The organism is Frankia sp. CeCAU1 (assembly GCF_977971845.1).
The window spans coordinates 1-21422 of the sequence record NZ_CDWWXA010000022.1 but is presented as its reverse complement, the minus strand read 5'-3'; the positions used below and the strand labels follow the sequence as shown (position 1 = coordinate 21422).

18 protein-coding genes and 1 pseudogene are annotated in these 21422 nt (G+C 71.4%); 7 read left to right on the top strand and 12 right to left on the bottom strand.

What is annotated here, in order from left to right; genetic code table 11:
* Positions 1 to 169 precede the first annotated feature (169 nt).
* Complete coding sequence (locus AC08OO_RS06585) at positions 170 to 373, top strand: DUF5703 family protein (RefSeq protein WP_011437049.1); 204 nt, start codon at positions 170 to 172, stop codon at positions 371 to 373.
* Here the strand turns inward: AC08OO_RS06585 and AC08OO_RS06580 are convergent.
* The 8 genes from AC08OO_RS06580 to def form a co-directional block, all read right to left on the bottom strand.
* Entirely contained in the window at positions 358 to 861 is a 504-nt protein-coding gene (locus tag AC08OO_RS06580) for a hypothetical protein (RefSeq protein WP_476618322.1), read from the bottom strand. The genes AC08OO_RS06585 and AC08OO_RS06580 overlap by 16 nt on opposite strands.
* Before the next feature lie 123 nt (positions 862 to 984).
* The gene (locus AC08OO_RS06575; RefSeq protein WP_476609631.1) at positions 985 to 2343 is read right to left on the bottom strand and encodes a M20/M25/M40 family metallo-hydrolase; all 1359 of its coding nucleotides are present in this window, start codon (positions 2341 to 2343) and stop codon (positions 985 to 987) included.
* A 231-nt stretch (positions 2344 to 2574) separates the two neighbouring features.
* Positions 2575 to 3450, bottom strand: coding sequence for a methylisocitrate lyase (gene prpB, locus AC08OO_RS06570; RefSeq protein ID WP_476609641.1), 876 nt, complete (start codon positions 3448 to 3450; stop codon positions 2575 to 2577).
* Positions 3450 to 5036 (bottom strand): MmgE/PrpD family protein, encoded by a 1587-nt coding sequence (locus AC08OO_RS06565; RefSeq protein ID WP_476609642.1) that lies wholly within the window; start codon positions 5034 to 5036, stop codon positions 3450 to 3452. Before AC08OO_RS06565 ends, prpB begins: the two co-directional genes overlap by 1 nt.
* Before the next feature lie 29 nt (positions 5037 to 5065).
* Positions 5066 to 5836, bottom strand: a complete 771-nt coding sequence (gene cobF / locus AC08OO_RS06560) for a precorrin-6A synthase (deacetylating) (protein ID WP_011437054.1) — start codon at positions 5834 to 5836, stop codon at positions 5066 to 5068.
* Position 5837: 1 nt separating this feature from the next.
* Positions 5838 to 7592 (bottom strand): FAD-binding oxidoreductase, encoded by a 1755-nt coding sequence (locus AC08OO_RS06555; RefSeq protein ID WP_476609632.1) that lies wholly within the window; start codon positions 7590 to 7592, stop codon positions 5838 to 5840.
* Positions 7593 to 7665: 73 nt separating this feature from the next.
* Positions 7666 to 8628 carry an LLM class F420-dependent oxidoreductase gene (locus tag AC08OO_RS06550; RefSeq protein ID WP_476609633.1) on the bottom strand — a complete coding sequence of 321 codons (963 nt, stop codon included), beginning with the start codon at positions 8626 to 8628 and terminating at the stop codon, positions 7666 to 7668.
* A 232-nt stretch (positions 8629 to 8860) separates the two neighbouring features.
* Positions 8861 to 9481: a peptide deformylase gene (gene def, locus AC08OO_RS06545; protein WP_476609634.1), complete on the bottom strand. Its 621-nt coding sequence runs from the start codon at positions 9479 to 9481 to the stop codon at positions 8861 to 8863.
* Between the two features lie 42 nt (positions 9482 to 9523).
* Here def and AC08OO_RS06540 point away from each other — a divergent pair, with 42 nt between their 5' ends.
* The 5 genes and pseudogenes from AC08OO_RS06540 to AC08OO_RS06520 form a co-directional block, all read left to right on the top strand.
* Positions 9524 to 10027 (top strand): Fur family transcriptional regulator, encoded by a 504-nt coding sequence (locus tag AC08OO_RS06540; protein ID WP_023841051.1) that lies wholly within the window; start codon positions 9524 to 9526, stop codon positions 10025 to 10027.
* 80 nt (positions 10028 to 10107) lie between these two features.
* Positions 10108 to 11178 carry a tRNA (adenosine(37)-N6)-threonylcarbamoyltransferase complex transferase subunit TsaD gene (tsaD, locus tag AC08OO_RS06535; protein ID WP_476606362.1) on the top strand — a complete coding sequence of 357 codons (1071 nt, stop codon included), beginning with the start codon at positions 10108 to 10110 and terminating at the stop codon, positions 11176 to 11178.
* A 36-nt stretch (positions 11179 to 11214) separates the two neighbouring features.
* A complete protein-coding gene (gene ureG, locus AC08OO_RS06530) occupies positions 11215 to 11964 on the top strand; it encodes an urease accessory protein UreG (RefSeq protein ID WP_476609635.1) in 750 nt (249 codons plus the stop codon).
* A gap of 79 nt (positions 11965 to 12043) precedes the next feature.
* Positions 12044 to 13315 carry a cytochrome P450 gene (locus tag AC08OO_RS06525; protein WP_235187011.1) on the top strand — a complete coding sequence of 424 codons (1272 nt, stop codon included), beginning with the start codon at positions 12044 to 12046 and terminating at the stop codon, positions 13313 to 13315.
* A gap of 46 nt (positions 13316 to 13361) precedes the next feature.
* A pseudogene (locus AC08OO_RS06520) lies at positions 13362 to 13580 on the top strand (cytochrome P450); the annotation flags it as partial.
* A gap of 188 nt (positions 13581 to 13768) precedes the next feature.
* Here AC08OO_RS06520 and AC08OO_RS06515 read toward each other — a convergent pair.
* The 3 genes from AC08OO_RS06515 to AC08OO_RS06505 form a co-directional block, all read right to left on the bottom strand.
* Positions 13769 to 16138, bottom strand: coding sequence for an MMPL family transporter (locus tag AC08OO_RS06515; RefSeq protein WP_476609636.1), 2370 nt, complete (start codon positions 16136 to 16138; stop codon positions 13769 to 13771).
* Positions 16139 to 16317: 179 nt separating this feature from the next.
* The gene (folD, locus tag AC08OO_RS06510) at positions 16318 to 17184 is read right to left on the bottom strand and encodes a bifunctional methylenetetrahydrofolate dehydrogenase/methenyltetrahydrofolate cyclohydrolase FolD (protein ID WP_476609637.1); all 867 of its coding nucleotides are present in this window, start codon (positions 17182 to 17184) and stop codon (positions 16318 to 16320) included.
* Between the two features lie 430 nt (positions 17185 to 17614).
* Positions 17615 to 18256, bottom strand: a complete 642-nt coding sequence (locus AC08OO_RS06505) for a P-loop NTPase family protein (RefSeq protein ID WP_476609638.1) — start codon at positions 18254 to 18256, stop codon at positions 17615 to 17617.
* 214 nt (positions 18257 to 18470) lie between these two features.
* Between AC08OO_RS06505 and AC08OO_RS06500 the strand changes: the two genes are divergently transcribed.
* Positions 18471 to 19658, top strand: a complete 1188-nt coding sequence (locus AC08OO_RS06500; RefSeq protein WP_476618321.1) for an HAF repeat-containing protein — start codon at positions 18471 to 18473, stop codon at positions 19656 to 19658.
* Between the two features lie 16 nt (positions 19659 to 19674).
* Here AC08OO_RS06500 and AC08OO_RS06495 read toward each other — a convergent pair whose 3' ends face one another.
* Positions 19675 to 21372 (bottom strand): ABC-F family ATP-binding cassette domain-containing protein, encoded by a 1698-nt coding sequence (locus tag AC08OO_RS06495; protein ID WP_476611841.1) that lies wholly within the window; start codon positions 21370 to 21372, stop codon positions 19675 to 19677.
* Positions 21373 to 21422: the final 50 nt, after the last annotated feature.

Below are 21422 nucleotides of genomic sequence, written 5' to 3'. Positions count from 1 at the left end.
CGCTGGGCCCGCATCATCTCGCGAGCGCTTCCAGAAGCCCTTCCAGAAGATGGCGATACGGTTAACGTAGAGGGGGACCGCACGATGATCGGTCGCCATCCCACGCCACACCACACCACGCCACACGCAGCCGGTCATCCTCCGCTCGCAACCACGAGGTCAGGCCGCATTGGATGGAGTAGAGCTGGAGTACCAGCGGCTGTACCTGCCGCCGGGTACGGACCGCCGGGCAGCCGTCCAGATCCTCACGATGCACGCCGAGTTCGGCCACTGGGAGCTCGAACGCCTACGGCTGTTCCCGGATGGCTCCCGGCGGGTAGTGCTGCGCCGCCGTCGGCGCCCCGGCGGCCTGCCCGGCTATCTGCCCACCTGACAGCCGCCCACCTGGCAGCGGACCTGGGAGGGCGTGCGCACCTCGACCACGTCCGGAGCGATCCCCCGGGTCTGCAGATGCCGTCCCGACAACGCCCATCCGGCCGGCACCTCGGCTCCAGGTGCGTCGGCTCCAGGTGCGTCGGCTCCAGGTGCGTCGGCTCCAGGTGCGTCGGCTCCGGCGTCGCCGGTATCCGCCTTCCGGGGCCGCCCCACCGTCCAGACGTCGACCCGGAACCAGTGATCGCTCCAATGGGCGCTGTCATCGGCCCGCAGCTGCACAAACCGGCGACGCAGAACCTGCCGGGCGACCTCCAGCGCGGACAACACGCTGACCTCGATGCCCCCGGACGGCTCGGCCCGATCGGCGATCCATACGCTGCCGTCCCGGCTGGCCTGCACGAGATAGGCGTAAGTGGCCCGGGGATGGTCCGCGTCCGCGTCCAGCGGAGCTCCGAGGCCGATGCTGGACAGCGGATCGCCAGCCATACCCCCATCATGTCATGCATCGACGATGGCTCCTACGCGGCTGGTGCCCCGCGCGCGGACAGCGGCATCTCGTCAAGCCGTACCGGCAGGTTCAGGTCAGCAGGTCCGTACCGGCAGGTCCGGTCAGCAGGCGTGCAGGAAGCGGTCGAGGACGCGGACGCCGAAGCGCAGCGAGTCGAGCGGCACCCGTTCGTCCACCCCGTGGAACATGCCGGAGAAGTCCAGGTCGGGCGGCAGCAGCAACGGGGAGAACCCGAAGCAGCGGATGCCGAGCCGGGAGAAGGACTTCGCGTCCGTGCCGCCGGAGAGCATGTAGGGCACGGCCCGGGCAATCGGGTCCTCGGCGCGCAGCGACGCGGCCATCGCCTCCACCAGCGCGCCGTCGAAGCTGGTCTCCAACGCCTGGTCGTGGACGACCCATTCGCGACGGATGTCCGGCCCGAGGATCTCGTCGAGCTGGCGGATGAACTCCTCCTCCTGACCGGGCAGATAGCGACCATCGACGTAGGCGGTGGCCTCGCCCGGGATCACGTTGACCTTGTGACCGGCCTCGAGCTGGGTCGGGTTGGCGGTGTTACGCAACGTGGCACCGATCATCCGGGCGATCGGGCCGAGCTTCGCGACGGTCGCCTCCAGGTCGTCCAGGTCGAACTCGATGCCGAGCGCCTCCCCGAGGGAGTTCAGGAACACCCGGACCGTCGGGGTCATGACCAGCGGGAAGGTGTGCCGGCCGAGCCTCGCCACCGCCTCGCACAGCGCCGTCACCGCGTTGTCATCGCTGATCATCGAACCGTGGCCGGCCCGGCCGGCAGCGGTCAGCTTCATCCAGGCGATGCCCTTCTCCGCCGTCTCGATGAGGTAAAGGCGCAGGTCGTCGGAGACGGTGTAGGAGAACCCACCGACCTCGCTGATCGCCTCGGAGCAGTCGGCAAACAGGTCGGGATGGTTCTCGACGAGCCAGCGCGCCCCGAGGACGCCGCCGGCCTCCTCGTCCGCGACGAAGGCGACGACGAGGTCCCGGGGTGGCCTGCGGCCGGTGCGGACGATGTCGCGGATGACCGCGAGGGTCATCGCGTCCATGTCCTTCATGTCCACCGCGCCCCGACCCCACAGGCAGCCGTCGGCCTCATCGCCAGCGAACGGCGGCAGGCGCCACTCGCTGGCATCCGCCGGCACCACGTCGAGATGACCGTGGACGAGCAGCGGCGCACGCGAGGGATCCGCCCCCTCCACCCGGGTCACCACGCTGGTGCGGCCCGGGGCCGACTCCAGCAGGGTCGGCTCGAGGCCCACCTCCGCGAGCTTCGCCGCGACGTACTCCGCGATCGGGCGCTCGTTGCCGTCGCCGTTGCCGCGGTTGACCGACTCGAAGCGGAGCATCTCCCGACAGAGCTCGACCACCTCGCCCTCCGCGGAGGGGGCGGTCACCGGCAGGCGCAGGCCACCGGTGCGGTCGGGGGGGGTCGTGGACGCACTCGCCATGCCGCCTAGTCTGCCCCGTCGGGGGTGCAGCCGCCGGGGCGACCGTCTCCTGGGGCATCGACAGCTGCGCGGAACTTGAGGCGATCGACCCCCGGCTGCGGTGCGTGACCGCCATGAGCGCTTTCGACCTTGACAGGTCCGGGACGCCCCCGGCGGGCTATCGTGTGATGGCCGCGGTGGCGACGCTGGTCCCCGCCCTGCGACGGATGGCAGCCTTCTACCGGAAGGATGTCAAAGGATGTCAGCGGCGCCGTAGCCGGCGTAGTCGAGCAGGTCGTAGAGCTCCGCGCGGGTCTGCATCGCCGGGACCAGGTCGGCCTGGGTGCCCTCGGCGGCGAGCGTCGCGAGCCCCCGGATGATCGCGCCCATCGCCAGGCGCAGCGTCGTCACCGGATAGACGACGGCATTGACCCCGAGGTCCGTCAGCTGCGCCGCGGTGAGCAGCGGCGACTTCCCGAACTCGGTCATGTTCGCGAGGATCGGCACGTCGACGGCGGCCCGGAACGCCGCGAACGACCGCTCGTCGGCGAGCGCCTCCGGGAAGATCATATCAGCGCCGGCGTCAACGTAGGCACGGGCCCGGTCAATCGCCGCGGTCAGCCCCTCCACGGCGACGGCGTCGGTGCGGGCGCAGAGCACGAAGGCGTCGTCGCGGCGGGCCGCCACCGCGGCGCGCAGGCGGCGCACCATCTCGTCGCGCCCGACGACCGCCTTGTCGTCCAGGTGGCCGCAGCGCTTCGGGTTGACCTGGTCCTCCAGGTGACAGCCGGCAAGCCCGGCGTCCTCGAGCAGCCCGATCGTGCGGTGCACGTTCAGCGGCTCACCGAATCCCGTGTCGGCGTCGACGAGGGTCGGCAGGTCGGTGACCCGGGCGATCTGCCCGGCACTCGCGGCGACCTCGGTCAGCGTCGTCAGCCCGACGTCGGGCAGTCCCAGCGCCGCGGACAGCGCCGCCCCCGAGACGTAGACGCCGTCGAAACCGGTCCGTTCGATGCTCATCGCGACCAGCGGGACGAACGCGCCCGGCCAGCGTTGCAGGCGGCCGGAGGCGAGACCCGCCCGCAGCATCCGCCGCTTGTCCGCGACGGGCCGGCCGGCCGGCACCATCATGCGAAGACCCCCCTCGTCCCGCCCGTTTCCAGGGCGAGCGCGTCGGCGACGAGGGTCAGCCCGGCGAGCTCGGCCGGGGTCAGGGTGTCGAGCCGGCCGACCAGGTCGAGGAACCGGTCCTGTTCGGCGGCCGACACGACCCCCTCGGCGAGCGTACGCAGCTTGGCGACGTAGTCCGCACGCCGGAACGGCCGGGCCCCGGCCGGATGCGCGTCGGCGACGGCGATCTCGTCCACGATCGACGTCCCGTCAACGAGCGTGACCTCCACCCGCCCGCCGAAGGCCCGCTCGGCCGGGTCGGTCGCGTGGTAACGGCGGGTCCACTGCGGATCCTCCACCGTGCGGATCCGATGCCACAGCGCGACGGTGTCGGGCCGGGCGGCCCGTTCGGGGGCGTAGGAACGTTCGTGGTGCCACGTCCCGTCCTGCAGGGCCACCGCGAAGATATACATGATCGAATGGTCGAGCGTCTCCCGGCTCGCGGTCGGATCGGTCTTCTGCGGATCCCCGGCGCCGGTGCCGATCACGTGATGCGTGTGATGGCTGGTGCGGATGACGATCTGGCGGATCGCCGCGACGTCGACCTCGAAGGAGGCTTCGGAGGAGGCCGTGGACGGGCCGGTCCCGAGAGACGGGCCGGTCCCGAGAGACGGACCGGTCCCGGGCAGCCGGGTACGCAGCCGGCGGGCCAGGTCGATCAGCGCCTGGCTCTGGTACTCGGCGGAGTACTCCTTGGGATAGGTGGCGAGGATGCCCCGACGGGGCTCGCCGGGTTCCGGCAGCGCCACCCGGTACACCGCGTCCGGGCCGCCGAGCAGCCAGGCGACGACCCCGTCCTCCCCCTCGTAGATCGGCGCCGGCGAGGTCTGGCCGCGCATCGCCCGGTCGACCGCCTCCACTGCCGTCTTGCCGGCGAAGGCCGGGGCGTACGCCTTCCAGGTGGAGATCTCGCCCTTGCGGGCCTGACGGGTGGTCGTCGTCGTGTGCAACGCCTGGCCGACGGCCTGGTAGATCGGCTCGGGGGGCAGGCCGAGCAGGGCACCGATCCCGGCGACGGCGGAGGGGCCCAGGTGGGCGATGTGGTCGATGCGGTGTTCGTGCAGGCAGATGCCGGTCACCAGGTCGACCTGGATCTCGTACGCGGTGGCGATCCCGTGGACCAGCTCGGCGCCGCCGCGGCCGGTGTGCTGCGCGACGGCGAGCACCGGGGGGATGTTGTCGCCCGGATGGGAGTAGTCCGCGGCCAGGTAGGTGTCGTGGAAGTCCAGTTCCCGCACGGCGACGCCGTTCGCCCAGGCCGCCCACTCCGGCGACACCCGTACTGCCCGCTCGACGCCGACGACCGTCGCTCCCGGGGTGTACGGATGGGCGAGCGCCTGGTCGCGGGCCGCGACGACCGGGCCGCGGGTCAGCGCCGCCGCGGCGACCGCCGCGTTGTCGATGATCCGGTTGCCGATCATCTCGACGACCTCCGGCGGCACCGGCACCCGCTCGGCGGCGACCTCGGCGATCTTCCAGGCAAGCTGGTCACGCCGGGGCGGCGCCTCGACGGACCGGCGGGCGCGCACCTCGTGCAGCTTCATCGGACATTCCCCGGCCGTCTCCACGGTTCTCACCGGCCACTTTCCTCACGGCGGCGGAGCAGGTAGGTATCCATGATCCAGCCTTTACGCTCGCGGGCCTCGGCGCGGGTCCGCTCGATCAGCCCGCCGACCTCGGCGACCGGACCGTGCAGCAGGACCTCGTCCGGGGTGCCGAGGTAGGCGCCCCAGTAGATGTCGACGTCGTCGGCCGGCAGGGTCAGGAAGGTGTTCTCGGCATCGAGCATGACGACGACGTCGTCGACCCCCGGCGGGAATCCGGCGGCGAGCCGGCGACCGGTCGTGATCTCGACCGGGCCGCCGATCCGGTTCAGGATCAGCCGGTGGCGGGCGGCGAGTGCCTGCACGCTGGTGATCCCCGGGATCACCTCGTAGTCGAACCGCACCACGCCCCGCGCCACGATCCGGTCGATGATGCGCAGCGTGCTGTCGTACAGCGACGGATCACCCCAGACCAGGAACGCCCCGCAGCCATCCTCGCCCAGCTCGTCGAGCATCATCCGCTCGTACAGTGCGGCCCGGCGGGAATGCCAGTCCTCGACGGCGGCGGTGTAGTCCGTCGAGGACCGGTCGCGGCTCGGGTCACGGGCCTCGACGATCCGGTAGCCGTTCCCCTCGACGTGCCGGTCGAGGATCTCCCGCCGCAGCCGGACCAGGTCCTCCTTCGCCGCCCCCTTGTCCAGGACGAAGAAGACGTCGGCCCGATTCAGCGCCTTGACGGCCTGGATCGTCAGCTGGTCGGGGTCGCCGGCACCGATGCCAATGACGAGGATCGTGCGCATCTCAGCGCGGATCGGACCCGGCCGGGCCCACCGAATCCGGGCCCACCGAATCCGGGCCCACCGTAGCCGCCAGGCCCAGGGCGACGTCCACCCCTGGGACGATCTTGCCGGGGTTGAGGTTGCAGCCCGGGTCGATGCCGTCGAACAGCGCCGTGAGCAGGCGCACGCCGGCTGGTGAGATGTCGTCGGCAAGCCAGCGCGCGTGCTCGACGCCGACCGCGTGGTGGTGGGACAGGGTGCCGGCATGCTCGATGAAGCCCTGCTGGATCGCGGACTTCACCGTGTCGTACCCGTCGATCGCCTCCAGCGTCACCGGGGAGGCATAGGCGAACGTGAAGTACAGGCAGGCCCCGGAGTGGTACGAGTGCGACAGGTGGCACATGATCCAACCGGTCACACCGATCTCGGCGAACGCCTTGTTCGCCCGCGCGACCACCCCCCGGTACAGCGGGCCGAGCTGCGACCAGGACGTCGACGTCTCCGACACGTCGGCCATCGCGCCCTGGCCGAGCAGGAAGTCCCGGATGTACGGGGTGTCGAACTTCTTCTGGTCGTAGAGCTGCCCCGGGCCGGTGCCGACACAGATCCCGCCCCGGCGCGCGACGATCGCCCCGACCAGCTTGCGCTGGGCCTTGACGTGCGCGGGTGAACCCTCGAAGCCGATGAACGACAGGCACATCTGGTCGAGGTCGTACCTGCGGACCCGGCGCAGGTACTGCTTCATACCGGCCGAGACGAGACTCGAGGCCAGGGAGCCGCGCTTGCGGGTGGCGAAGGAGAACCGCGTCTCGTTGGCGTCGGAGACCCGGGTGACCGTCGGCGCGGCCTCGCTCGCGGCGATCTCCCGCATGGCCAGCAGTGCCGCGTCCCAGGTCGGGAAGAAGTAGCCGAGGATCACGCGCTGCTCGGGCACTCGGTGCACCTGCACCGTGGCTTCGGTGATGATCCCGAGCCGCCCCTCGCTGCCGAGGATCATCTCCCGCACGCTGGGACCGGTCGACTGGCTGGGCACGGGCCGGGTGACGAGTACCCCGGCGGGGGTCACGACCCGCACCGCCCTGGTGATCTCCGCGATGTCGCCGTACTTGTCGGACTGCATGCCCGACGAGCGGGTGGCGATCCAGCCGCCAAGGGTGGAGTGGGCGAAGCTGTCCGGGAAGTGGCCGAGCGTCCAGCCCTGCGCGGCCAGCTGCTCCTCCAGACCCGGGCCGAGGGCACCGGCCTGTACGCGGGCGAGGCGGGCGTCGGCGTCGATCTCCAGCACCCGGTCGAGCCGGCCGAGGTCGACGGAGATCACCGGGCGGGTCTCGGTGCGCGGCGCCTCAAGACTGCCGGAGATGTTGGTGCCGCCGCCGAACGGGATGACGACCGCGTCCGCGGCCAGCGCCGCGGCCAGCACCGCCCGGACCGCCTCCTCGTCTCCCGGGTAGACGACGACGTCGGGCAGCCTGCCGAGGTCGTCGTTACGAACCCGGACGAGGTCACGCAGGCTCTTGCCGTAGGCGTGCACGACCCGCGCCTGTGCGTCGGTGGTGACGTGCTCCGCGCCGGCGGCGTCGACAAGCGCGGCGCGCAGCGACTCCGGCAGCACGGGGTCCGCGATCGTCAGGTCCGCGAAGGCCGGTGGCTGGGCCGGCAGGCGGGTGATGTCGAGCCCGATGTGCGTACGGATGAACGGCGCGAGGTCGGGCTTGTCACTGGGGCTGAAGGAGACACTCTCCTTGCCCCAGCCCCACCACTTCATGTGCGTGACCAACGATGGCTCCTCGACGGGGACGGACAGCGGACAACGGCTCGGGGAGGGCGGCTCGGGGAGGGCGGCGGACCGCTCAGGTGCCGGCGAGACGTTCGACGACCGGCGCCATGGCGGTCAACGCGTCCAGGGAGACCCCGATCGTGCTGAGGCCGAAGCGCTCGCGGCGCTCGACGAGGTCGTCGACGATCTCGTCGACCGACCCGCACAGCGCGTGCGGGGTCGCGAGCGCCTGTTCGGAGGTGAGCCCGAACCCGGCGGCCAGCTGCTCGGCGACCTGGGTGCGGTTGTCGGTGACGACGACGAGGTGGACGCGGACCTGAAGGGTGAGATCGTCCCAACGGGCGCCGGCGGCCTCCCGGATCCAGCGGACCTTCTCCTCGGTCGCCGCCGTCGTCGCGTTGGCGCCGAGCGAGGCGTCGATCACCCCACCGGCCATGTTCATGTTCAGCCCGATGATGTCGGCCTCGCGGGCGGCGAGGGTCAGCAGCCGGCGCCCGCCACCACCGATCACGATCGGCGGGTGGGGCCGCTGCACCGGCTTCGGCGTCCCGTTCAGGCCGGCGACCTGGTAGTGGATGCCGCTGTAGGTGAACGGTCCGTCGGCGAACATCCCCTTGATGACGGCGAGGGACTCGGCGAGCCGGCCGATGCGCACCCCCGGCGGGTCGAGCGGCAGACCGGCTCGGGAGTAGTCGGAGGTCATCCAACCGGCGCCGAGGCCGAGTTCGAACCGTCCGCCGGACAGCGCGTCGAGGGTCGCCGCCTCCTTGGCCAGCACCACCGGATGGCGGTAGTCGTTGCTGAACACCATCGCGCCGATCCGCAGCGTCGTCGTCGCGTCGGCCGCGGCCATCAGCGCCGCGATCGGTGCGACCTGCTCGTCGAGATGGTCGGAGACGGTCAACGTCGCGTAGCCGAGATCCTCGACCCGGTGGGCGAGGTCGGCCCATGACCGGGCGCTCACCTCGGCGGGGGAGGAACACTGGATGTTGAACCGGAACGGCCGTTTGTACGGCCCGCCGGAGACCTCGGTCACCGCAGCCACTCCTCCACTCAGCGGGGCATCTCCAGGATGGGACACATCGAGGACGGGGCGCCTCGAAGACGGGACACCTCGAAGACGGGCACTCGCCGGTGGCATCCTCGAGGACGAGGCGGATACCAAGATAGCCCGTCGGGCGACCGGCGGCCGTCCCCGGCGCGACCCGACCGGCGCGACCCGACCGGCGTCAGACCGTCACCGGACCGACCCGACCGGCGTCAGACCGTCACCGGACCGACCCGGCTGACCGGCGCAGCGACCGCAGGTACTCGCCGGCCGCCCGTGCCTGCTCCGGGGTCGGCGGCGGCTCGCGCAGTGCCTGGACGGCGGCACGGCGCGCCTCCCCGGTCAGCCGGTCGACGTAGAGGATCCCGTCGAGATGGTCGACCTCGTGCTGGAAGCAGCGCGCAAGCAGGCCCTCGCCGACGTACTCGACCGGCTGCCCCGTAACGTCCACCCCGCGGACCCGCGCGGCCAGCGCCCGCGTGGTCGGGAAGTGCAGCCCCGGGACGGACAGGCATCCCTCCGGGCCGTGCTGCTGGGTCTCCCCGGGCTGCTGGGTCTCCCCGGGCTGCCCCGGGTCCGGGCCGAGTTCCAGCACCGGGTTCACCACTACCCGCGGCACCCGTGGCACCGACTCGTCACGCGGGTCGTAGTCGACGTCGAAGACGAACAGGCGCAGCCCGACCCCGATCTGCGGGGCGGCGAGCCCCACCCCGGGCGCGTCGTACATGGTGTCGATCATGTCGGTGACCAGCCGACCGAGCACAGTGTCGAACTCCGTGACCAGCGTGGTCGGAGTGCGCAGAACGGGATCACCAACGGTGCGGATCGGGAGCACGGTCATGCGGGATACTGTGCCACGTGAATCGTGAAGGACACCTGGATCGTGAAGGACAGTCAGACGGATCGTGACGGCCGGCGTGGCGATCCGTCCGCCGCCGGGATCGCCGCGTTGCGCGCCCGCGGGGAGCGGGTTACCCCGGCCCGCCGGGCGGTGCTCCAGGTGCTCGCCGGCACGAGCGAGCACCTGTCCGTCGACGACGTCTTCGCCCGGGCGGAGACGATCGTCCCGGGCATGCACCGCACCACCGTCTATCGCGCGGTGGAGACCCTCGGCGACCTCGGCCTGGTCACCCACGTCCACCCCGACCACGGGCCGGCCGTCTACCACCTGGCGGCGGCCCTCACCGGCGGCGCCCACCTGCACGTCCGGTGCCGCTCCTGCGGCACGATCCTCGACGTGCCCGCGGACCTGCTCGACGACGTCGCGCGTCGGCTCGCCACCACCGTCGGGTTCACCCTGCAGCCCGACCACGCCGCCCTTGCCGGTCGGTGCCGCGCCTGTTCGGTGACGTCCCCGTCCGTGGACGGGGACCTCGCACCCGCATGACGAGGGTCCGCGGCGGCGCGGCGAGGACCGCGCGCCGGCGTAATCTCGCAGGTACCGACTATCGCGAGGAGGCTGCGGGGATGCCGCCGGAGCAGGGCCCGGTCGTGCTGGGCATCGAGACGTCCTGCGACGAGACCGGGGTGGGGCTCGTCCGGAACGGCACGCTGCTGGGCGAGGCCCTGTCGACGAGCATGGACCAGCACGCCCGCTACGGCGGGGTGGTCCCCGAGATCGCCGCCCGGGCACACGTGCAGGCGCTGGTGCCCTGCGTGCGCGCGGCGCTGTCCTCGGCGGGGCTGTTCGCGGCGGACATCGGCGCCGTCGCGGTCACCGCCGGCCCCGGCCTCGCCACCGCCCTGCACGTCGGGGTGGCCGCGGCGAAGGCGTACGCCACGGCGCTCGATGTTCCCCTCTACGGCGTGCACCATCTCGCCGGTCACCTCGCCGCGGACCTCGTCGACGGCGAACCGCTACCCGATCCCCTCATCGCCCTGATCGTCTCCGGCGGGCACACGTCGCTGCTGCGGGTGGGGGACCTCGCTCGCGACCCGATCACCCACCTCGGCGACACGCTTGACGACGCGGCCGGGGAGTGCTTCGACAAGGTCGCCCGGGTGCTCGGCCTGCCCTATCCGGGCGGTCCCGCGGTCGACCGAGCCGCGGTCGGCCACGATGCGACGGCGCTGGCCTTCCCCCGGCCGCTGACCGGCCGGGCGGACGCGCCCTACACCTTCTCGTTCTCGGGGCTGAAGACCGCCGTCGCCCGATGGGTCGAGTCGCATCCCGACTCCCCCGTACCGGCCGGCGATGTGATCGCATCCTTCCAGGAGGCAGTCGTCGACGTGCTCACCGCCAAGGCGGTCCGGGCCTGCCTCGACCACGGGATCGGTGACCTGCTCATCGTCGGCGGGGTCGCGGCGAACAGCCGGCTGCGGGCGCTGGCGGCCAGCCGCTGCGAGCAGACCGGCATCCGGCTGCGGATACCGGCCCGCCGGCGGTGCACGGACAACGGCGTGATGATCGCGGCATTGGGTGACCTGCTCGTCCGCGCCGGCGCCGAGCCCTCCCCCGCCGAGCTCACCGCCATGCCGGGCGCGTTCCTCGAACGGGCCCAGCTCGGCATCGCGCTGCCGGCCCTGCACGCCGCGTGAGCACCGGCGGGCCCCTCGAACGGGAGAAGCGCGACGATGCACCTCGGACATGAGGAGTTCCAGAGACCTGACGGGCGGGCCAGCGCGGGGCCAGCTGACGCGGGGCCAGCCGGCGCCGGGCGGGCGCCGCGGATCGGGGTCGGCGGCCCGGTGGGCAGCGGTAAGACGGCCCTGGTCGCCGCGCTGTGCCGGGCCCTGTCGTCGAGCCTGCGCATCGGGGTGGTGACGAACGACATCTACACCACCGAGGACGCCGACTTCCTGCGCCGGGCCGGCGTGCTCGATCCCGAGCGGATCCGCGCGGTCGAGACCGGCTGCTGCCCGCACACCGCGATTCGCGACGACATCACCGCGAACCTTGGCATGGTCGAGGACCTGGAGGCCGACACCGGCCCCCTGGACCTGGTCCTCGTCGAGTCCGGTGGCGACAATCTCACCGCGACGTTCAGCTACGGGCTAATCGACCGGCAGATCTTCGTCGTCGACGTCGCCGGGGGCGACAAGGTGCCCCGCAAGGGCGGACCGGGGGTGACCGGCAGCGACCTGCTGGTCATCAACAAGACCGATCTGGCTCCCCTGGTGGGCGCCGACCTCGACGTCATGGCCCGGGACGCGACCGCGGCCCGCGGCGCCCGTCCGGTGGTGTTCACCTCGCTCACCGCCGACCCCACGGCCGCGGACGTGACCGCCTGGGTACGGGCCCAGCTCGCCGAGCTGTCCCCGCGCGACGGTTCCTACGATGCGTCCGATGCGTCCGATGCGTCGCAACCTTTGAATAGGATGTGAGAGCGTCGTGGCGGTGAGGGGTTTCGTGGCGGTGAGGGGTTCCAGGGGACCGGTGCCGGGCGACGGAGGTCCGCCCCTGGTGGGATACACCCTGCGCTACCTGCATGACCCTGCCCAGCACTGGCGGCAGCGCTACGACCGGTATGGCCCGGTGTCATGGGAGCGGACCTTCGGGCTGCGGGTGGTGAGCCTGCTCGGCCCGGACGCCACCGGCTTGGCGCTGCGCAACCATGAGCAGGCATTCGCGAACGGCCCGGGGCAGCAACGGATAGCCGGACCGTTCTTCCGGCGCGGACTGAGCATGCTCGACTTTGACGAGCACCGCCACCACCGTCGGATCCTCGCCGGCGCGTTCGCCCCGGACAGACTGCGCGGCTATCTCGCCGGGATGAACCCGTCCATCGAACGGGGCGTCGCGGGGTGGCGGCCGGGCGCGAGGTTCCAGGTTTATCCCGCGGTCAAACAGCTCACCCTCGAACTGGCGACCCGGATCTTCATGGGTGAACGGCTGGGACCGGAAGCCGACCGGTTCAACGCCGCGCTGTTCGCCTGCATCCGCGCGCCGGGCGCGGTGGTCCGCGTGCCGGCACCCGGGCTACGTTGGTCGCGTGGCTTGGCCGGGCGCCGGTACCTGGAGGAGTTCCTGCGGCTGCGGGTGCCCGCGAAACGAGCCGGGAGCGGCACCGACATGTTCAGCCGGCTCTGCCACGCCGAGGCCGAGGACGGCAGCAGGCTGAGCGACGACGACGTCGTCAACCACATGATCCTGATGATGGTGGCCGCGCACGACACGTCCACGATCACGATGACCAGCATGAGCTACTATTTGGCACGGCATCCGGAGTGGCAGCAGCGGTGCCGCGAGGAGTCGCTCGCCCTCGGCACGCCAGCGGTGGACCATGCCGACCTCGATCGGCTGCCGTCACTCGCTCTGGTCATGAAGGAGGCGCTGCGCCTGGTCACGCCGGTGCCGATCCTCCTGCGCGCCACAGTGAAAGACATCGACGTGCTCGGCGTCACGGTGCCCGCCGGTACCGTGGCCGCCCTCGCGCTCGCCTTCACCCACCAGATGCCGGAGTACTGGCCGAGCCCGGAACGGTTCGACCCGGAGCGGTTCGCGGACCACCGTCGCGAGGACAAGGTACATCCCTACGCCTGGCAACCGTTCGGTGGCGGGCCACATACCTGCATCGGTCTGCACTTCGCCGGTCAGCAGGTGAAGGCGATCCTGCACCAGATGCTGCTGCGGTACCGGTGGAGCCTGGCACCGGGCTACCGGATCTCATTAGACCGTTTCCCGCTGCCTGTTCCACGGGACGGGCTACCGGTCCAGCTGGAAAAGATCACCTGACCACCTGACCGACCGGCAGACCTACCGGTGCGGCCGCGGCTCGATGGAGGAGTTCGACATCCGCCGCGAGATCGGCCGCCACCTGAGCTTCGGCTACGGCATCCACCACTGCCTCGGCGCCGCACTGGCCCGCATCGAGGGCAAGGTGGCCCTGGACGAGGTCCTCACCCGCTTCCTCACCTGGGAAATCGCCTGGGACAACGCCGTCCAAGCCCGTACCTCCACGGTCCGCGGCTGGGCATCGATGCCCGTGCGTGTCTCGTAGCGTCCCGTAAGGCCCGTAAGGCCCGGCAGCCAGCCCCGCTGCCCGCGTGGTGTCCCCGGCCCCGCCTCACCGGCAGCGAAAGTCCGTTCCCGTGCGGCTGGGTCCGGCACCCTCCGGCCGAGGAGAGGGGGCCGACAGCGTGCGTTGGCTTCGGTCCTGGCGCGGAGGCCGCGCCGGGCGAGTGCGTGTCAGGAGAGCTTCGAGGGCCACCAGATCTTCGGACCGAGGTCATGGCTCAGCGCCGGCACGAGGACCGAGCGGACCAGAACCGTGTCCAGCAGCACCCCGAAGGCTACCGAGAAACCCACCTGGGCCAGGAAGACCAGCGGGAGGACGCCGAGCACGGCGAACGTCCCGGCGAGGACGATCCCGGCCGAGGTGATGACCCCGCCCGTGACCGCGAGGCCGCGCACGATGCCGCTACGGGTGCCGTGGATGAGGGTCTCCTCCCGGACCCTGGTCATCAGGAAGATGTTGTAGTCGATCCCCAGGGCGACGAGGAAGATGAACGCAAACAGCGGGAAGCCTGGATCCGCGTTGGCGAACCCGAAGACGTGGTTGAACACCACCGCGCTCACGCCCAGCGTCGCGGCAAACGAGAGCACCACCGTCGCGATCAGGAGGACCGGGGCGAGCAGCGCCCGCAACAGGACGCCGAGCACGAGGAGGATGACGACCAGCACGATCGGGATGATCAGGTTGCGATCGTGGCGCGAGGCGTTCTGGGTGTCGAGATTGATCGCCGACTGGCCACCGACCAGGGCGTTCGCCCCGGGCACCTCCCGGACGACCCGTCGGATCGCAGTGATCGTGTTGTAAGCCTCGGCGGTGTCATAGCGGTGGACGATGGCGGCGTCGATGGCGATTCGACCGTCAACCGGGGCGACCTGGACCGACTTCGGGGCGCAGCCGTCGGAACCCCTCGCCGCCGGACGCCCACCGGACGCCAACCGGGCGGCGAGTTTGGCGTAGTCGACCTCCACGCAGACCGAGCCGGGAGCGGTGGCGACGCCGTCGACCTTCCGGACGGCGGCGATGACGTCCGCGGCGGCAACGGTGTTGGTGATGATGACGGCCGGGGCGCCCTGCCCCTGGCTGAAGTTGGCGTCGAAGATCTCCTGGCCGACGATCGCCTCCGGCCGCCCCGTCAGGCTGTCCGTCGTCGACAGGCCGTCGACCTTCAGGGTGACGATCAGGGACGAGCAGGCCAGCAACACGACCGTCGTGACGATCCAGGCCCACCGGGCCCGGCGGACAAGGCCTCCGGCGAAGCGTGCCCAGAGACCGTGACCGGCGAGATCGGCCTGGTGATCGACGCGGGGAATGCGAGGCCAGAAGATCCAGCGCCCGGCGATCACCAGGAACACCGGCAGGAAGATCAGCATGATCAGGGCTGTGCAGGCGATGCCGATCGCCGCCACCGGCCCGAGGCTGCGGGTGGAGTTCAGTTCCCCGAGGCTCAGGCAGAGCAGGCCGAGGATCACCGTCACCGCCGAGGCGGTAATCGCCGGAGCGGCGCCCCGCCAGGCCACGATCATCGCCTGGATCCGGCTGGGGTAGGCGTGCAGCTCCTCCCGATAGCGGCTCACCAGCAGCAGCGCGTAGTCGGTGCCGGCGCCGATGACCAGCACCGACAGGATGCCCTGGCCCTGTCCGTTGAGGGTGAGGACGTTGTTCTTGGCCAACGGATAGATGATCAGCGCCGAGACGCCGAGCGCGAGCACCGCGCTGAACAGCGGGAAGAACCACAACACCGGGCTGCGATAGACGAGCAGCAGGATGCCCACGACAACGAGGCCCGCGGCGAGCAGCAACAGCCCGTCGAGGCCGGAGAACGCCTCGATGAAGGCGACGAGCAGACCCCCCGGCCCGGCCGGGTGCACGGCGAGACCGGCCGGTGCCCCGTCGCGGGCGGCCGCGACGACGGCCTTCTCGGCGTCGACGAGCTCATCACCCTTGACCTCGCGGCCGCCGTCCTGGGCGACGAGCGGCACGGCCACGGCGGCCACAGCGCCGTTGCGGGCGAACTGGGGCGGCCCGAGCTGGCCGGCGTCCACCCCGTGGATCCCGGCGAAGGACCTCACGTCGGCGGTGATCTTGGCTTTGTCCTGCGCGGTCAGCCCGCCCTGGCGGTCGTAGACGACGAAGCCGGGAATCGTCCGCACGGAGCGAAACTGCCGCGACGCGGTGTCGACCTTGGTCGACTCGGCCGAGTTCGGGAGGTAGGCGGCATTGTCGTTCTTCTGGACCTCACCGAGCTTGCCCTGGTAGGATCCGCCGACGCCGCCGAGCAGGAGCCAGCCGACGGCCAGGACCGCGAAGACGTAGACGATGCGTGGCCGGCGGGCGCGCGCCGGACGGCCACCGGAACCGGCGGGGCCGGAAGCGGAATCCGCCAGGGTGCCGTTGCCGTCCCCGGGGGCGTTGCGCACCGCGTCGGTCCCGGCGACAGCCGGCCCCGGCGGGGGCGGTGCCGCCGACGCTGGCGCTGGCGAGGACGGCGCCCGTGCCGCCGACCCGCCGCCGTCCCTGAGCTCGGACTCGTCCCCGCTGGTCATGCCCGTCTCCCCACGCCGAACGCACATCCTGCCCAACGATGGCGATTCTGGCGCATGCCACCGACGGAACTCGTAGGCCCCACCGGCCGGCGGGCGAAGAACCGATGAAAACCTTCACGTCAGGGATGTGACCCGCAAGCCCGGGGTGACCCGGTGCGGTAAGCGGCTTGCGATGACCGTCAGCCCGGACCGTCAGCCCCGGTGGCGGCCTGCGCAGCGAGCAGGGTGTTGCGCAGCAGCATCGCGATCGTCATCGGCCCCACCCCGCCCGGCACCGGGGTCAGTTTCCCGGCCACCTCGCGCACCGCCTCGAAATCCACGTCGCCACGCAGGCCCTGCGGGGTCCGGTGCATGCCGACGTCGATGACGGTGGCGCCCGGCTTCACCGCGTCGGCGCCGATGATCGCCTGCTTTCCCGCTGCGACGACGAGCACGTCGGCGCCGCGGCAGACCGCCGCCAGGTCCCGTGTACGGGAGTGACAGATCGTTAGGGTCGCGTTACGTCCCACCAGCAGCGCTGCCACCGGACGACCGACCAGCTCCGAACGACCGACGACGACCGTGGGCGTACCGGACAACTCGACGTCGTAGGAGTCCAGCAACTCGATGATCCCGGACGGTGTGCAGGGCCGCAGACCCGGCAGACCCCGGGCGAGCAGACCGACGCTGGCGGTGGTGAGCCCGTCAACGTCCTTCCCGGGTGGGATCCGGCCGACGAGCGCGGCCCCGTCCAAGCCTTCGGGCACCGGAAGCTGCAGCAGAATACCCGACACGGCCGGATCGGCGGCAAGATCATCCAAGAGCGCCGCGACCTTCTCCTGGGAGGTGTCGGCCGGCAGGTGTTGATGCAGGTCGGCCATGCCGGCCTCGACACAGGCCCGACGCTTGCCACCGACGTACACGGCGGACGCGGGGTCGTCACCCACGAGCACGGTCGCGAGGCCGGGCTGGATGCCGGTCCGGTCGCGGAACTCAGCGACCTCCCTGGCCACGTTCTCACGCACTCTGCGGGCGACGGCCTTGCCGTCGATTGTCACTGCGCTCACTGTCGGCCCTTCGCGTCACGGTCGTCAGATCATGTCCGGGTTCTATTCGGGTCTCCGATCCGGGTCATGCCCGGGTCCGATCCGGTCTCCAAGCCGGGTCATGCCCGGGTCAGCCAGGCGTCCGGCGCGGTCCCCCGACATCCGGCGCGGTCCCCCGACATCCGGCAGAGCCCGAGCGAGCACGCTACGCCAACATGGCACACAGGTGCCCGGTACCGTCATACCCACCACCGAGGGGAACCCTCGGGCGCGGGAAGCACCGACGCCGGCCACATTGTCCGGCCACATTGTGGGGAGCAAGGCACGTGGGGAGCAAGGCACGGTCCAGGGACCGCAGACCGTGCTCAGGTCCCCCCACATTCACCGGCGACGGCCGCCGGGTGACGGCTGGCCGACGGCCGGGTGACGGCCGGGTGACGGCCGGTGGCCGTCACGGGCGGGCCGCTGGAACTCCCGAATAGGCCACGGCGGCCAGCCAGAGACGAACCTCACGCGGGGTACACAGACGAACGACCCGGTGTCCGGCGTGGTGTTCGGCGATGCTGTCGGCGAGACGGTTGCGGCTGGTACTCGGATATCTCCACAGCCACGTGAGAAAAGCGAGGTCGAGCCGTTCTGGGCAGCTCGCGGCGAGGTCGGGACGGTTCCGCCCGTGCCACCGTGCCCAGCGTCGCAGGACTCGTGGGATGGTGATCCGCCGCGGCAGGTCCAGGAACACGATGAGGTCGGCGGCGGGAATGCGCAGGTCCAGCGTGCCGCCGTAGTTCCCGTCCATCACCCATGCGGGCTCGGCGACGAGGTCGGCAACGACGGACCGCCATTGCGCCGTGGGTGTCTCGACCCATCCCGGTTGCCAGAAGTACCGGTCGAGATGCACGAGCGGCAGTCCGGTCTGGCGCGCGAGCTCACGCGCCAGGGTGCTCTTGCCCGCCCCGCCGCTGCCGACGACGAGGATCCGCCGGGCGTCAGAGGGCATCGCTGCCGGCGCGGAGTCACGGCTCGTCCCGAGCGCATTCACCCGGTCAGTGTCCCACTGGTGCGCCCGGCCTGGTGGCGAAACATCGTCCTTCATCCTGACCCGACCGTCACCGCCAAGCCGAGGGGGTGAGCCGCCGACGGTGCCAGCGTGTCGTTGGTTGACGACGGTAGATCATGTTGCAATCCTCCGGCCTCGGAGAGTTGGCATTGCGTGATGGCTCCACGAACTCCTCCAGCCGGTCGACCGACGTCGGCCGATCACCGTCGACGGCTGACCGTGGCAGCCGACCAGAGGAGATCATTTCGCGATGAACGATCGAAGGACATTCATCCGTGCCGCCACGGTGGCCACGACCCTCGCGCCCTGGTCGCTCGGCTACCTCGGCTCCGCCACCGCGGCCACCGCGGCGGGCGCGGCCACCGCGGCGCCGTCCTCCCCACCCGCGCCCACCCGACCCGCCGTCGTGGACATTCCATCCCCGACCGGGGTCTCCGGTCTCCTCACCGGCGGCAACACCGCAGGCCTTTTCGCGGGCTACTGGCAGACCTCATCATCCGAGCTCAGTGGGTTCGTCTACCACGACGGTACGGTGCGCAGCCTGCCGGGGAACAGCCGGCCGGCCGCGGTGAGCGAGGCCGGCGTGGTCGTCGGCGAGAACACCACGCGTTACAGCCGGGAGGCGTTCCGCTGGAACCGTGGCGTCTATCAGTCGCTGGGATTCCTCGGCGGCACCCCCAGTCAGGGCGGACAGTCCAGTACCGCGGTCGACGTCAGCGACACCGGATTCATCGTGGGGACCAGCACCACCAATACGGGCGAGCAGCACGCCTACCGGTGGTCGAACGGCACGATGACGGATCTGGGCACGCTTGGCGGACCGTTGAGTTCCGCCGTGGCCGTCACGGTGCAGGGAAGGGTGGTGGGTAACAGCGTCACCCGGGAGGGCGCCAGCCACGGGTTTCTCTGGTCGGCCGGCACAATATCGGATCTCGGGACCCTCGGCGGTTCCTCGACCGTCGTCGCCGACGTGAACAACGCCAGGCAGATCGTGGGGACCAGCGAGACCTCGGACGGCCATTCCCGCGCGTTCCTGTGGGACGGCGGCCGCATGACCGATCTCGGGACCCTCGGCAGTGACCTGCACAGCGAGGCGGTCGCCGTGAACAGGCTCGGTCAGGTGCTGGTGCGCAGCCTCGGACCGTCGGGTGGCGGGTTCCTGTGGATCGCGGGTCGCCGCATCCCGATCACCTCACCGCTCGGCCCGCTGGAGCTTCTCGGCCTCAATGATCACGGTGTGGTGTGCGGGACGGTGCCCTCGGGTCAGGGCAGCCACGCGTTCCGCTGGTACCGCGGCCGGCTGACCGATCTGGGCACCCTCGGAGGACCGGTGAGCACGGGCAACGCCACCACCCCGAACAACGCCGTGCTCGGTTCCGCGACCACCACGGACTCCCCGTTTCCCCATGCGGCATTCTGGCCAAACACCGGCGCCTGACGTTCTCGGCGAGCCGTCACAATGGTTTCTCGGTGACGAGGGGCTTCTCGGTGACGAGGCCGCCGTTGACGTGCAGCCGGCGGGTCACGGCGACCGTGTCGAGCATGCGCCGATCATGGGTGACGAGTAGCAGGGTGCCCGCATAGCCGGCCAGCGCCTGTTCGAGCTGATCGATCGCCGGAAGGTCAAGGTGGTTGGTGGGTTCGTCGAGCACCAGGCAGTTCACGCCGACCGCCTGCAGCAGCGCGAGCCCCGCCCGGGTGCGTTCTCCCGGCGACAGGGACGCCGCCGGCCGGGTGACCTGATCCGGGCCGAGACCGAACTTCGCGAACAGGGTGCGCACCTCACCCGCCGGCCAACTGGTCGCCCGCTCGGCGACGGCCAGCGCCGTGGCCTCACCCCGGAACAGGCCGCGGGCCTGGTCGATCTCGCCGAGCCGCACGCCGGACCCGAGTGCCTGGTGCCCCCGGGCCAGGGGGATGCGGCCGAGCAGCGCACCCAGCATGGTCGTCTTGCCCCCGCCGTTCGGCCCGGTGATCACCACCCGGTCCGCCCACGCGATCGTCAGATCAACCGGCCCCAGAGTGAAGCCCGACCGGGCCACCACCGCGCCGGTCAATGTCGCGACGACATCGCCCGACCGGGGCGCGGCTGCGATCGACATGCGCAGCTGCCATTCCTTGCGGGGCTCCTCGACCTCCGCCAACCGGTCGATGCGGGACTCGATGGACCGGACCCTGGCCGCGCTCTTCGTCGCCGCCTCGATCCGGGCTCCCTTGGCAGCCCGGTCACCGTCGGGCATCCGCCGCTTCGCCCGCACCGAACCCCGCACCGCCTGCTCCCGCTGGCGTTGCGCCTGAGCGACGAGATCGGCTCGCTGGCCGGCGTACTCCTCGTACCGCTCCCGGGCCTGACGCCGCGCGACCTCGCGGGCCTGCAGGTACGCCGTCCATCCGCCAGCGAAGAGGGTGAGGCCGTGCCGGTGCGGATCGAGTTCGGCGACGGTGTCGATGGTGCGGTCGAGGAACTCGCGGTCGTGGCTGACGACGACCAGCGCCCCGGGCACGCCTTGGACGAACCGCTCGAGCCGTTCCAGCCCGTCGAAGTCGAGGTCGTTGGTGGGCTCGTCGAGCAGGGTGATGTCGAACCGGGACAGCAGGACGCCGGCCAGCGATCCCCGGGCGGCCTGCCCGCCGGACAACGCCGTCGTCGGGCTGTCGAGCGCGCCCGCGGGCAGACCGAGATCGGCGCACACCTCTTCGGCGCGGGCGTCGAGGTCGGCCGCGCCGATCGCCAGCCACCGCTCCAGGGCGACGCTGTAGCGGTCGTCGACCCCGGACATGCCAGGAGCCCCGGACATGCCAGGGACCCCGGACATGCCCAGGGCCAACGCCTCGGTCGCGGCGTCGAGCTCGGCCTGCGCCGCGGCGACGCCGGTGCGACGGGCGAGGAAGGCCCGCAGGGTCTCCCCGGGGTGGCGGTCGGGTTCCTGGGGGAGCAGGCCGACGTTGGCGGTCGGCGGCGCGAGATCCACCCGGCCCGCGTCGGGCGTCACCTGCCCGGCGAGGGCACGCAACAGCGTCGACTTACCGACGCCGTTGGGCCCCACCACGCCGAGACGGTCGCCGGGCGCGACGGTGAGGGAGACGCCGTCGAGGACGGTCGCCCCACCGCGGGTGACGGTGAGGCCGGACGCGACGAGGGTGGCGGACATCTGACCAGTCTGGCGCATGGACGACGCATCGCGTCCCGCCGTTGCATCGT